Source organism: Streptomyces sp. NRRL S-350 (assembly GCF_000719705.1).
Classification (GTDB): Bacteria; Actinomycetota; Actinomycetes; order Streptomycetales; family Streptomycetaceae; genus Kitasatospora.
Map to the genome: position 1 here is coordinate 1 of NZ_JOHO01000023.1, position 13,018 is coordinate 13,018.

A 13,018-nucleotide genomic window follows, 5' to 3' on the forward strand; every position below is an offset into this window, starting at 1 on the left:
CGGCGGGGGTGGTGGGGGCGGTGGCCGCCACGGGCCTCTTGGGGGCGGCGGCGTTGCCCGCCGGTTCGTCGAAGGCGGTGAGGGCCAGGGCGGTCAGGCCGGCGAGGCCGGCCACGCCGAGCGCGCCGAGGACCAGGGGCTTGTTGCGGCGGCGACGGGCCGCCGCCGGGGCCGGGGCGGGCTGACCGGTAGGGGCCGGCGGCGCTGCCGGGATGGGCGCCATCACCGAGGTCGCGGCCGGAGGCGAGGGCGGCAGCAGGGTGGTGTGCTGCTGGTTCGGGGAGGTCGGAACGGGTGGCAGCAGCTGGGTCGGCGCGGCGGTGGCCAGGAGTTCGGCCGTCGGGTCGCCGACGATCAACCCGGGTACGGTGGAGAGGAGTTCGGCGCGCGCCGCCGAGGCGTCGGCCGGGCGGTCGGCCGGGTTCTTCGCGAGCAGCCGCAGCACCGCCGCGTCCAGGGCGGGCGGCAGGCCGGGGCGCCGGGCGGACGGCGGCAGGGGCTGCTCGCTGACGTGCTTGAAGGCGATCGCCACCGGGGTCTCGGCGGTGAACGGGGTGGCGCCGGTGAGCATTTCGGTCAGCACGCAGCCGACCGCGTACAGGTCCGTCCGCCCGTCCACCGCCGAGGCGGTGGCCTGCTCGGGCGACAGGTACGCCGCCGTGCCGAGCACGCTCGCGGTCTGGGTCAGGTTGCCGGACGAACCGGCCCGGGCGATGCCGAAGTCGACGACCTTCACCCCGCCGTCGGCGGTGATCATGATGTTGCCCGGCTTGACGTCCCGGTGCACCAGCCCGGCCGCGTGCGCGACCGCCAGCGCCTCGCAGACCGCCGCCGCGATGCCCACCGCCCGCTCCAGCGGCAGTTGGGGCTGCTGCGACAGGAGGGCGGCGAGCGAGCGCCCGTTGACCAGCTCCATGACGATGAACGGGGTGCCCTGGTCCACGCCGGAGTCGAACACCATGGCGATCCCCGGGTGCACCAGCATGGCGGCGTGCTGCGCCTCGCGGCTGAAGCGCTCGGCGAACCGGGGATCGTCGGCGAGGCCGCCGTTGAGGATCTTCACGGCCACCTGACGCCCCAGCACCCGGTCCAGGCCGCGCCAGACGGTGGCCATGCCGCCGACGCCGAGTATCTCGACGAGTTCGTAACGCCCGTTCAGCGCCCGTCCGATCACCTGGAGCTCCCCTCACGTGCCCTGCCCGGGGTTCCGGGCCGCCTCGTGCACCCGTGCACGATAGCCGCCGACGCCCACCGGCTCCGGCGCGGTTCCCTGCGCGGCTCCCGGGCCGTCGACCGTGACCGGCTGCTGGAGGCTGCCGTAGCGCTGCATCCGCTGCCAGCGCAGCCGGGAGCCGGCCAGCGCGGTGAACACGGACTGGATCACCACCAGGTACATCAGCTGCCGGTAGACGAACTGCTGCAGCGGAAGGCTCCACAGCGGGCCGAGCCGTTCCTTGTCCAGGCGGAAGGCGTACACCCCCATCAGGACCTGGACCAGCAGGAACGCCGCCCACAGAGCGACGATCCGGACCGGGTCGAGGAAGGCCAGTCCGTACAGCGCGAAGACGTCCACCACGGGGGCGAGCAACGGCAGCAGCACCTGGAACATCAGCAGGTAGAGCAGGCCGCGCCGGCCCAGCTTGCCCGCTTGGCCTTGCTGGGCGAGCGCGCCCCGGTGCTTCCACATCGCCTGGAGGGTGCCGTAGCACCAGCGGTAGCGCTGCCGCCACAGGGCGCTCAACGAGGCGGGGGCCTCCGTCCAGGCCTTGGCCCGCTCCTCGTAGACGACCCGCCAACCGGCCCGGCACAGGGCCATGGTGAGGTCGGTGTCCTCGGCCAGGGTCTCCTCGCCGACGCCGCCGACGGCGAGGAGCGCCGAGCGGCGGAACGCGCCGACCGCCCCGGGCACGGTGGGCATGCACTCGGCGAGGTCGAACAGCCGGCGGTCCAGGTTGAAGCCGACCACGTACTCGATGTGCTGCCAACGACCCAGCAGACCACCCCGGTTGACCACCTTGGCGTTTCCGGAGACGGCGCCGACGCCGGGGTCGGCGAACGGCTGCACCAGCATCCGGACGGCGTCGGGCTCGAAGACGGTGTCGCCGTCGACCATCACCAGCAGTTCGGCCCGGGCGGCGGCGATGCCCGTGTTGAGGGCGGCGGGCTTGCCCGCGTTCTCCTGCCGGATCACCCGGACGTACGGCAGGTTCAGTGACTCCACCAGATCGGCGGTGCCGTCGGTGGACCCGTCGTCGACGACGATCACCTCGACCGGGTGGTCGGAGGCCAGCAGCGAACGGACGGCCGGCTCGATCCCGGCGATCTCGTTGTACGCCGGGACGATCACGCTGACCGGCTCCGTGACCGGCGGGCCCCAGCCACGCCGGCGAAGCCGCTTGTGTCGGCGGGCGGCGACCAGCACGACGACGGCGCGCAGCACACTGACCGCACCCGCCGCCCAGAGCAGCCAGCCCAGCACGTCGAGCACCAGGCCGCCGCCGGTCAGCAGCCAGATCAGGGCCAGGCCCTGCCAGTGGTCCGCGGCCCCGGCCGGGTGCACCGGATCGGGCATGCCGACGGCCTCGCTGACGGTGACGAAGCGGAAGCCCCGCGCCTTCAGTTGGGCCAGCACGACGTCCAGGGCGTCAACGGTCTGCTGCCGGTTGCCGCCGGCGTCGTGCATCAGGACGATCTGACCCTGGTTGCCGGGCCCGGCGACGACCGTCTTGACGATGTCGGGCACACCCGGGCGGCGCCAGTCCTCGCTGTCCAGGGTGGTGAGGACCGTCAGGTAGCCCTCCTGCCCGGCCTGCCGGACGGCGGACCAGCCGCGGTCGTCCAGGGCGTCGGCGGTCGAGGAGTACGGCGGGCGCAGCAGGGAGCTGGTGACGTCCGCCGCACCGGCCAGGGTCAGCTGGGCCTCGCGCAGTTCCAGGCTGCGGCGCCAGGAGGGGGCGGTGCCGAGGTCGGTGTGCGTGAAGGTGTGGATGCCGACCTGGTGGCCCTCGGCGATCATCCGCCGGACCAGCTCGGGGTGGGCGGCAGCCTGAGTGCCGACCACGAAGAAGGTCGCGTGCACGCCGGACTGCTTCAGGGCGTCGAGGACCTGCGGGGTCCAGCGCGGGTCCGGGCCGTCGTCGAAGGTGAGCGCGATGGTGCCGGGCTTGGGCGCGGCGGTGCGTGGCTGTCCGCCGGCGGTGTCGATCACCGGGCCACCGGTACGGACCGCCTCGGGGACGGTACCCGCGGCGGCCGGGGTCGCGGCCTGGTCGGGGCGGGCGTCGTACAGGTGCTGGGTGTAGCCCTGGAACAGCAGGGTGGCGGCCAGGGTGAGCAGCAGGGCGGTCAGCAGCAGCCAGTGGGTGCGCAACGGCCCCTGGCGGACGACGCCGCGTCGGCCCCGGCGCTTGCTCCGGGTGGGCGGGGCGGCTCTTCGACGGCGGGCTGCGGTCATGGGAGGTGCTTTCCGGGAGGGGAGGGGAGGGGCAGGGCAGGGCAAGGCAGCGCAGGGCAGGGCAGGGCAGGGCATCGGAACGCCGCACCCGGGGCGGGGCGCACGGGCAGGCGGGCGGAGTGCGGGGGGACGGCGGCGTCAGGGGGTGGCGGCGGCCTTGGTCGGCTTGTTGCCGGAGTTGCCCGGCGGCTCGGTGGGTCGGCCGTGGCCGGGCGTCGGGGCGGCGGTGGCACCACCGGACGCGGTGCCGCCGGCGTTCCCGCCGGGGGTCGTGGGCGCCGGACTCGACGGGAGGGACACCGGGACGGGCGCCGCGGACCGGGGAGCAGCCGCCGGGGCACCCGTGCGGCGCGCCTCGCCGGTCGGGCGGGACTGGACCGGTTGGACGGAGTCGGGCCGGGCGGTGCCCAGGTCCGCGGGGGTCGGCTCGGCCGCGACGGGAGCGGGGGCGGGCGTCGGCGCACCGGCTGCGGGGGGCTGCGGCAGCGGCAGGAAGGGTGCGCTGACGGTCGGCCCGCCCAGCGCGGTGCTGACCAGCAGACCCAGGTAGCCGACGGCGGGAACGGCGAGCAGGACGCCGAGTCGGCGCACCCGCCGCTGGCGGCGGCCGGAGGAGTCCACGAACACCGGGGCGGTGGTTCCGGCGGCCTCCGAGGCCTCCTCGGAGGAGGCCTCCCAGGAGACGGCCTCCGGGGAGGGGGAGGCGGCCGGGGAACCGGGCAGCGGTTCCCCGACCGCCGGCTCGTGGTCGTGCAGATGGACGGTCACGGTCGGATCCAGATCCGTTCTGGTCGCACGGGGTGCGGCCCGCCCTGACTGCGGGAGGGCGGGCCGCACGTTTCCGGGCCGACCGGGCCGGCGGCGCGTCCGGGGTGACGCCTGCCGGTCCGGCCGGGGCCGGCCGGGTGGGCGGCTGGCACGGGGGAGCCAACCGGCCACCCGGAGCTTCGGGTGGTGGTACTGCGTCCTGCTGGCACTGCGTCCCGCTGGAAGCGGGGGTGGATCGGGACTGCGGGTGGATCGGGACTGCGGGTGGATCGTTCCGGGTGGGCGGCGAGCCCGGGGGGAGTCGCTCGCCGCCCACCCGGAGTTCTGGGGGTTACCTCTCGGCGGGGGGGCCGTCGGTACGGTCGGACTTGCCGGGTCGGGTCGCGGGCGGGGATGCGGGGGCGGCCGGAGGGGTCGGGACCGTGACGCCGGGCTTCCCGGGTCTGGCGCCGCCGGTGGCGTTGCCGTCCCCACCGCCCTTGGGCTCGTCCCCGCCGCCCTTGCCGGCACCGGTGGTGGGGCTGCCGGCGTTCCGGCCGGGTTCGTGCGATGGCGCGCCCGTGCCCGGACGGCTGTCGCCACCCGTGGTGCCGAGCGCCTCGCCGCAGTACTCCGCGACCTTCTCGGCGCCTTCGGCCGCGGTGACCAGCGGGCCGAACTGCGGTTCGGTGACCAGCTGGCCGGAGCCTTCGCCCCGGCCGGACCGGTCGAGGTAGCCGTGGCAGAGCGCGACCAGTTCGGGCGTGGCCGACCGGCCGCCGTGCCCGTCCGCCGAGGGCGTGCCGGGAGTGCGCGCGGTGGACGGTCCGGCCTGCGGCGCGCCGCTGCCGGAGGGCTTGGCCGAACCGCTCGGCGGGGCGAAGCCTGGCTGGCCGGCCGCGCTCGTGCCGGAGGCACCGCCCCCGGCGGCACGCGAGTGCTCCGGCTCGGCAGGGCTGCCGCCCAGGGACGGCAGATTGCCGGTACCGGCGGCGACCGCGACCCCGCACAGCGCGGTGGCGCCGAGCACGGCGGCAACGGCCTTCGTGCTGAAGGCCTTGGCCAGCGCCGCGGTTGTCATCGGTCGTCGTCTCCGAACGGGGGTCACTACGGGATCGGGTGTGAGACTCGCCTCCCGGAACGCGGCCAGGGCCGCCTCCTCGCCGACCAGTTCCGCGGCCGTCGCCGGGGCGGCGGCCGCGGCCAGCACCCGGGCGAGCTGCCCGGGACCGCCGTCCGGTCCGGTGAGCGAGGCCTCCTGCCCGGCCGACGGGCCGCCCACGGCACCGCCGAGCAACTGCTCGGCGGCGTCACGGTCGATCCGACGGGATCGGTTGGTGCTCATCTCATGTCCTTCAGCGTCGCGGCTCGGCGTCCTGTCACACCTTGCGAAGAATTTTTTTCCGCGGACTTCCCGGCAGGGTCCGCGAGCGGGTCCGCGCTACCGGGTCCGGCCCGTCGCGCGGCGGGGATCCCGGTCGTCCCGGACTGTTCCAACAGCTTGGCCAGGCGCCGCAGCCCCCGGTGGGCGGCCATCCGAACGCTGCCGGCCCGCTTGCCGAGGACCCGGGCGGCGCTCTCCGCGTCCAACTCCATGACCACCCGCAACAGCACCGCCTCGGCCTGGTCGCGCGGCAGCCTGGAGATCAGTGCCAGCGCGTCGGCGGTGCCGACCGTGCTCAGCGCGGCGCCCGCGGTGTCGTTCCCGGCAGCCAGCTCGAACAGGTGCTCGATGGGCAGGTCGGTGACCGGTCTGCGGCGGCGGGCCCGCAGGTGGTCGAGGGCCCGGTGGCGGGCGATGGTGGCGGCCCAGCCACGGAAACCGTCCCCGTCCCCGGAGAAGCCGCGCAGGTCGCGGGCGATCTGCAGCCAGGCCTCCGAGGCGATGTCCTCGGCGTCCTGGACGTCCTCCGGCCGCCCGCCGACCAGCACCTTCAGGTAGCGCAGCAGGCCCGGTTGGACGGTCCGGAACAGCAGCCGGAAGGCCTCCTCGTCACCGCCCTGCGCGGCGAGGACCGCCTCGGTCAGATCGGGGGGAGCGGGGGCCGGGCCCGGTGGCGAGGCGGCGGGGGCTTCTGGTCCGGGCCGTCCGACGGAACTGCCGGTGCCCGCTCCGGGGCGTTCTGCACTCTGCACCCGCCACATGATGCGCCATTCGGGTGGCCGGGGCGGCTCCGGCCGAAGGACCGGCCCGGACCGGACCGCGATCCCGCGAACCGCCGTCCTCCCGCCCGCGACGCCGACGAGCCCGCCCCGCCCGGCCTGTCCGTACACGGATCGGTTCGGGGACTCCGGCCCCTCGGGGGCTCGCGACCTCCGACCGGGTGCCCCCACGGACGACCGGAACCGCAGGTGGGACGAGGTGTCGCGGCGCCCACCATGACAACTGTCACGCGGATCCCGCAACGGACGGCACTGCTCCGGGGCGGGGGCCGACGGAAAGACTGGAGGCACGACGCGGGCAGGAGCCCGCGGCCACCAGCCGGGGAGGAACCCACCGTGAGCCAGACCGTCAGCGCCGCCGCCGTCACCGCCACTGTCGCCGTCACCGCTCCCCCGAAGGCCGCCGCCGAGGGCGCCGCCCACGCCGAGGCGCCCAACCCCCTGCTCTCCGGTCTCCGCCCGCTCGCCCTCGACGTGGCCGTCCCGATGGCCGGCTACTACCTGCTGCACTCGGCCTGCGGCCTGAGCGAGTTCGCCGCACTGGCGTGGAGCAGCGCCTTCCCGGCCGCCCGCACCCTCCTCGGCCTGCTGCGCGAGGGCAGGCTCAACCTGTGGTCCACGCTGATGCTGGCCGTCAACCTGGCGGGCCTGGCGCTGACCTTCGTCACCGGCGACGCCCGACTGATGATCGCCAAGGACGGCGGGCTGAGCGGCACGGTGGCGCTCGCGATCCTGGCCTCCGCACTGGTCGGCCGGCCGGTGATGAGCCCGATGCTGATGCCCTTCATCACCAAGGGCAAGCGGGAACGCGCCGCCGCCTGGCAGCGGCTGGCCGAGGGCCGGGCGGCCTCGTCGCGGGCCTTCCGCCGCTACGAGCGGGTCTTCTCGGGAATCTGGGGCACCGCGCTGCTGGCGGAGTGCGCGGCCCGGGTGGTCGGCGCCTTCACCCTGCCCGTCTCGACCATGGCCTGGCTGTCCACCGTGTTCCTGATCGGCGCGATCGTGGCCGGCTCGCTGCTCGGCCAGGCCGCCGCCGAGCCGCTGGAGAAGCTGGTCAGCGCCGAGGCCGAGGCCCCGACCGCCGCCTGAGCCCCGCCGCCGGCACCTGAGCACCACCGCCACCGCTCGGGCCCATGAGCCCCAGCGCCACCGCGCCGGCACCTGAGCACCACCGCCACCACTCGGGCCCAGGAGCACCACCGCCACCGCTCGGGCACCGCCCCGCACCTGAACCACCGGCACCGAGGACTCGAACGGCGAGGAACCATCCCGATCTCCCGGGAGTCCTTACATAACGAGGGGGTAACGGTACCCCCGGCGAGGAAACGGGGAGCCCCATGGACCGGACGACGGAAGCGCTGACCACCTTCGAGGAGCGCACCCTCGTCTGGGACGGCTGCCTGAACGTCCGCGACCTGGGCGGGCTGCCCACCGCCTCCGGCCGGCGCACCGCCCGCGGCGCGATAGTCCGGGCGGACAACCTCGACCGCCTCACCGCCGAGGGCTGGGACGCCCTCCTCGACCACGGCGTCCGCACCGTGATCGACCTGCGCAACGCCGACGAGTACAAGCCGCTCCTGCCCCTCCCCGAGGGTGTCGACCTGGTCCGCGTCCCGCTGGACGAGCTCGCCGGCCCCGCCTGGTGGGAGACCCACGGACGGCTGGACGGCACCCCCCTCGCACTCCGCCCGTACCTGGACCACTGCCCGCACGCCGCCGCCGCGCTGGTCACCGCGATCGCCGGCGCCCGCCCCGGCGGGGTGGTCGTGCACTGCGGCGCCGGCCGTGACCGCACCGGCCTGGCCGCCCTGCTGCTGCTCGCCCTCGCCGGGGTCGACCGCGCCGCGATCGCCGAGGACTACCTGCTGAGCGCCCCCAACGTCCGCCCGCTGTACGGCATGCTGGGCCTGCCGGACCCGTACCGCCGGATCGACGCGGTGCTCGCCGAGGAGGGGACCACCGCGGAGGCCGCGCTGGAGGCCGCACTCGACGGGTTCGACCCGGCCGGCTACCTGCTCGCCGCGGGCGTCGCGCCCGCCCCGATCGCCGCCGTCCGCGGCCGACTGCTGCCCACCGCCTAGGGCCCGGCGGGCCGGACGGGAGCTCCGGTTCAACATCGTCAACCGATGGTTGACGATAGGGGGACCGACAACCTACGGTTGACGCATGGAGAATCCCGTTGTTCCCAACACCACTCCGCTGCGCCTCGACGACCTGATCGCCGCGATCAAGAAGGTCCACACCGACGCGCTCGACCAGCTCTCCGACGCGGTCATCGCCGCCGACCACCTCGGCGACCTCGCCGACCACCTGATCGGCCACTTCGTCGACCAGGCCCGCCGCTCCGGCGCGTCCTGGACCGACATCGGCCGCAGCATGGGCGTCAGCAAGCAGGCCGCCCAGAAGCGCTTCGTCCCCAAGGACCCCGGCACGCCGAACGACCTCGACCCCAGCCAGGGGTTCAGCCGGTTCACCCCCCGGGCCCGCCAGGTCGTGGTGGCCTCGCAGGAGGAGGCCCGGAAGGCGGGCAACACCCAGATCACCACGGAACACCTGCTGCTCGGCCTGCTCGCCGAGCCCGAGGGCATCGGGATGAAGGCGCTCGCCGCCCAGGGCGTCACCCCCGAGGCCCTGCGAGCGGCGGCCACCACCGCCCTCCCGGCCGCCGTCGACGAGCTGCCCGCGCTGATCCCGTTCGACGCGCAGAGCAAGAAGACGCTGGAGCTGACCTTCCGCGAGGCGCTCAAGCTCGGGCACAACTACGTCGGCACCGAACACCTCCTGCTCGCACTGCTGGAACAGGACAACGGCCAGGGCCTCCTGACCGCGCTGAAGGTGGACAAGGCCGAGGCGGAGACCTTCGTCTCGGAGGCCATCGCCGCCATCATCGCCGCCCGGAACACGGAGCCCGAGCAGCCGTGAGCCCCGGACCGGCCCCGGGCGCAACTCCTGCCCGGGGCCGGTCCGCCACGGCTAGAACCCCGAGACGTGGGTGGTGACGATCCGGACCCCGCCGTCCTCGGCCGCCGCCAGCGCCGCCCGCAGCCGGGCCGCGCGGGCCGGGCCCAGGAGCTCCAGCGCCTCCTCGACGGAGGCCCACCGGTAGTCGTCCAACTCGCCGGCCGGGACGGTCACGGGGGTGCCGTCCGGTACGGCGCCGAAGTCGAACAGGAAGTGCTGGGCCGGGTGGTCGAGTTCGGCGGAAGGGTGGGTCCAGGAGATCGCCAACAGGTCTCCGGTCGTCCCGACGATGCCGGTCTCCTCCGCCAACTCCCGTGCGGCGCACTCGACCGGGCCCTCGCCGAGGTCGATCGTGCCGCCCGGGAACTGCCAGTGCTCGCGGTACCCGGCCTTCACGACCAGGATCCGGCCGGACTCGTCCCGCAGCAGGCAGCCCGCCGCCGCGTAGATCCGCGGCAGGGACGCCAGCCATTCCTCGCGCGACTTCAAAGGCTCAACCGTCACTGCGGTCCTCCTGGGGCAGGGTGGGTACGGTGGCCCCCACTCTGCCACCGGCGTTCGAGCGGACCGACGACCCGACCGACGACCCGACCGACGGCCGGACCGACTGCCCGACCCGGCGGCCCGACCCGACCCGACGCCCGGACCGATGAGTCGGCGGCTTCGCGCCGGTCCCATCTGCATGAGGACCACACCGGGCGGCTCCGCCCTGACCTGTGACCTGGGCGCGCTGACCGCCCCCGACCTGGCCGTCGTCGACGCCCTCGCCCGCCTGCGGCTCGCCGCCGCCCGGCACGGCGTGGGCGTGGTGCTGCTGAACGCGGGCGGCCCGCTGCGGGAACTGCTCGCGTTCAGCGGGCTCGCGGCGCTCCTGCCGGGCGCCTCCGAGCCGCCGGACGTCGCGGAACTGCTGGGCCCGGCGGAACTACTGGGCGACGGCCTCCTCGCCACCGGACTGCCCGACGCCGGCCTCCTCGCCTCCGGTCCGCCCCCCGGCCTGCCCGGCGTCCAGCCGGAGCGGCAGGCCGAAGAGCGGGAAGAGCACGTCGGTGTCGAGGAAGTTGGTGAACCCGGTGATCCGGCCGGCTGACACCTCCGGCACGATCAGCGCCCATGGCTCGTGCCCGCCCGCCGGGCTCGGCCGGTACTGGCCGAAGGCCGGCCCGCCGTTGGCCGTCACCGGGAGCAGCCGGGAGCCGCGGCAGCCGTGCCCGGGGCCCAGCATCCAGGCGCGGATCTCGCCCTTCCCCTGCAGCCACATCGCGAACGGCGGCATGTTGAGCGTGACGTCCTCGTGCAGCAGTGCGGCGAGGCCGTCCATGTCGTACGCCTCGAAGGCGCGGACGTAGCGGTCCAGCAGCGCGCGGTGGTCCTCGTCCAGGGCGGGGGCCGGCCGGGCGACCGGGGTGTCGGCGGCGAGCACCGCGCGGGCGCGCTGCAGTGCGCTGTTCACCGAGGCGACCGTGACACCGAGCAGTTCGGCGGCCTCGGCGGCCTTCCAGCCGAGCACCTCGCGCAGGATCAGCACCGCCCGCTGCCGCGGCGCGAGCCGCTGCAGCACGGCCACGAAGGCCAGCTTCACCGACTCGCGCTGGGCGGCCACCTCGGCCGGGTCCGCCGTCTCGGGCAGCACCCGGCCGTCCGGGGCGGGGCCGATCCAGGTCACCTCGGGCAGCTGGGTGTCGTGTGCCGCGGCCACCGTGACCGGGCCGGCCAGGTCCATCGGGCGGGCCCGGGCGGACCGGCCGTTCAGCGCGTCCAGGCAGACGTTGGTCGCGATGCGGTAGACCCAGGAGCGCAGCGCGGAGCGGCCCTCGAAGCCCTTGTGGCCGCGCCAGGCCCGGACCATGGTCTCCTGCACCGCGTCCTCGGCCTCGAAGACCGAGCCGAGCATCCGGTAGCAGTAGCCGGTGAGTTCGGTGCGGTACCGCTCCAGCTGGAGCTCGACCGGCTCCTCCGTCGTCATGTCGACCATGGTGCGCCCCCGTCGTCGTGCGGTGCCTGCGGTGCTTGCGGTGTCTGCCGTGCCTGCGGTGCTTGCGGTGTCTGCCGTGCCTGCGGTGCTTGCGGTGCCCTGCTCTGGTGAACGGGACGAACCTAGCGCAGGCGTCTGACAATCCCGCTCACCGCTTCCCGTACACCTGCCCGGAGCCGAAGGCGGTGGTCACCAGCTTCCACATGGTGGGGAACTCCTCGCCGGAGATGCCGGTCGGATTGAGCCCCACGACCACGGTGCGGGAGAGGTCTCGGGTGGCGAAGACACTGCTGCTGTAGCCCGGCCGGGCGCCGGTCTTGCCCCAGACCTCGGTGCCGTTCGGCAGCACGGTGCGCAGCAGGCCGCCCGCGCTGAAGCACGCGTGGCCTGCGGTCGGGCCGATCTCGCAGTTCTTGTTGTGGTCGTTGGGCACGTTCGGGACGGCGAACACCTCGGCCTGCTGGGCGGGCGGCAGCAGGCGGCCGCGGAGGAGGGCGTCGAAGAAGCGCTCCAGGTCGGCGGCGGAGGAGACCATGCCGCCCTCGGCCCACGGGTACGGGCTCTGCTCGGTGACGTCGACCCGGCTGGTGCTGCCGTCGGCGGCGGGGACGTCCACGTGGACGGAGGCGTGCGGGCCGTGGACGGTCAGGTCGTCGGCGGCCGGGACGTACGTGGCGTGCAGGCCGAGCGGGCCGGTGATGCGCCGCCGCACCTGGTCGGCGAAGGTGTCGCCGGTGACCTTCTCGATCACCATCCCGGCGACGAAGTAGTTGTTGCCGTTGTACTGCTGCGCGGTGCCGGGCGCGAAGCTCATGGGTTGGGTGAGCATGTCGGCGACGATCTGCTCGGGGCTGAAGTAGTCCGCCCTGTGCGCGGCGAACCATGCCGTGCTGCCGTCTCCCGAGGTCATGCCGCCGCCCCCGGGCAGCCCGCTGGTGTGGTCGAGCAACTGGCGTACGGTGACCGGCGGGTAGCCGGCCGGGAGCAGTCCGGGCAGGTACCGCTGGACGGTGCCGCCGTCCAGGTCGACCTTGCCCTCGGCGGCGAGTTGGAGCAGCACGGTGGCGGTGAACACCTTGGAGATGCTGCCGATCCGGAACCGGGCGTTCGCCGGGACGTCCTCGCCGGAGGTGCCGCGCCACCGCGCCTCCGGGCCGCCGACCCGGACCAGCGCGCCGGTGATGTCGGCGGGCAGGGTGTCGAGGGTCTTCGCCAGCGTCTCCCGGTCCAGCGGCCCTGGCCGGGCGGTGACGGGGGCGGTCACGGGGGCGGTCACGGTGCCGGTTCCCGTCCCGTTGCCGGAAACCGCGCCGGCCCCGGAAGCTGCGCCGGCCTCCGGCACGTCGGCGGCCAGGGCCGGGGCCGCGGCGCCGACCGTGACGGCGGCGAGCAGCGCACCCGCTGCGGCGAGGGTGGTCCAACGGCTGCTGCGCATGCGGGTGTTCATCCGGCTTCTCTCCAACGGTGTTTCGCCCGGCCGACGTTCGGCCGCACTTCGGCGGACCGCCCGGCCGACGGTGGCTTCGGCAGGAGAGAGTCTTCGGGAACGCGCGCTGTCGCGGCATCCGGGCGCGCCCCCCAGCCGCCCCGGAGAACGTCCCTGATCACATGTCAGGGTCGGTTGCCCGGGTCACGCGTCAGGGTCGGGCGCCCGGGTCGGGCGTCGGGGGCGGGTGCCCGGGCTGCGGGCGCCCGCCCCCGGCCGCGTGCCGGGCGGA

General features: G+C 75.0%; 11 protein-coding genes and 1 pseudogene. 4 read left to right on the forward strand and 8 right to left on the reverse strand.

Features of this window, described 5'->3' with window-relative positions:
- The 5 genes from IF30_RS41750 to IF30_RS0121345 form a co-directional block, all read right to left on the reverse strand.
- Nucleotides 1-1,174 (reverse strand): protein kinase domain-containing protein (locus tag IF30_RS41750; protein WP_158835312.1); only part of this gene is annotated, 1,174 nt, incomplete at its 3' end.
- 12 nt (nt 1,175-1,186) lie between these two features.
- On the reverse strand, nt 1,187-3,454 hold the full coding sequence (locus IF30_RS0121330; protein WP_078891564.1) for a bifunctional polysaccharide deacetylase/glycosyltransferase family 2 protein: 2,268 nt from the start codon (nt 3,452-3,454) through the stop codon (nt 1,187-1,189).
- 138 nt (nt 3,455-3,592) lie between these two features.
- Nucleotides 3,593-4,222, reverse strand: a complete 630-nt coding sequence (locus tag IF30_RS0121335; RefSeq protein ID WP_030240828.1) for a hypothetical protein — start codon at nt 4,220-4,222, stop codon at nt 3,593-3,595.
- A 331-nt stretch (nt 4,223-4,553) separates the two neighbouring features.
- Nucleotides 4,554-5,546 (reverse strand): hypothetical protein, encoded by a 993-nt coding sequence (locus tag IF30_RS43780; protein ID WP_051710745.1) that lies wholly within the window; start codon nt 5,544-5,546, stop codon nt 4,554-4,556.
- Nucleotides 5,543-6,346 carry an RNA polymerase sigma factor gene (locus IF30_RS0121345; protein ID WP_078891565.1) on the reverse strand — a complete coding sequence of 268 codons (804 nt, stop codon included), beginning with the start codon at nt 6,344-6,346 and terminating at the stop codon, nt 5,543-5,545. Before IF30_RS0121345 ends, IF30_RS43780 begins: the two co-directional genes overlap by 4 nt.
- A 354-nt stretch (nt 6,347-6,700) precedes the next feature.
- Here IF30_RS0121345 and IF30_RS0121350 point away from each other — a divergent pair, with 354 nt between their 5' ends.
- The 3 genes from IF30_RS0121350 (at nt 6,701) to IF30_RS0121360 (ending at nt 9,286) form a co-directional block, all read left to right on the forward strand.
- Nucleotides 6,701-7,453, forward strand: a complete 753-nt coding sequence (locus IF30_RS0121350) for a VC0807 family protein (protein WP_234322787.1) — start codon at nt 6,701-6,703, stop codon at nt 7,451-7,453.
- Nucleotides 7,454-7,701: 248 nt separating this feature from the next.
- Nucleotides 7,702-8,445: a tyrosine-protein phosphatase gene (locus tag IF30_RS0121355; protein ID WP_051710747.1), complete on the forward strand. Its 744-nt coding sequence runs from the start codon at nt 7,702-7,704 to the stop codon at nt 8,443-8,445.
- Between the two features lie 85 nt (nt 8,446-8,530).
- Nucleotides 8,531-9,286, forward strand: coding sequence for a Clp protease N-terminal domain-containing protein (locus tag IF30_RS0121360; protein WP_030240838.1), 756 nt, complete (start codon nt 8,531-8,533; stop codon nt 9,284-9,286).
- 51 nt (nt 9,287-9,337) lie between these two features.
- On the opposite strand, the gene IF30_RS47990 is transcribed toward IF30_RS0121360, so the two are convergent.
- The gene (locus IF30_RS47990; RefSeq protein WP_063752725.1) at nt 9,338-9,829 is read right to left on the reverse strand and encodes an NUDIX domain-containing protein; all 492 of its coding nucleotides are present in this window, start codon (nt 9,827-9,829) and stop codon (nt 9,338-9,340) included.
- 178 nt (nt 9,830-10,007) lie between these two features.
- Between IF30_RS47990 and IF30_RS49460 the strand changes: the two are divergent.
- A pseudogene (locus tag IF30_RS49460) lies at nt 10,008-10,175 on the forward strand (STAS domain-containing protein); the annotation flags it as partial.
- A 75-nt stretch (nt 10,176-10,250) separates the two neighbouring features.
- Here IF30_RS49460 and IF30_RS0121380 read toward each other — a convergent pair.
- Both IF30_RS0121380 and IF30_RS0121385 read right to left on the reverse strand, forming a co-directional pair.
- Complete coding sequence (locus tag IF30_RS0121380; protein WP_051710751.1) at nt 10,251-11,300, reverse strand: sigma-70 family RNA polymerase sigma factor; 1,050 nt, start codon at nt 11,298-11,300, stop codon at nt 10,251-10,253.
- 148 nt (nt 11,301-11,448) lie between these two features.
- Entirely contained in the window at nt 11,449-12,735 is a 1,287-nt protein-coding gene (locus tag IF30_RS0121385; protein WP_234322788.1) for a serine hydrolase domain-containing protein, read from the reverse strand.
- Nucleotides 12,736-13,018: the final 283 nt, after the last annotated feature.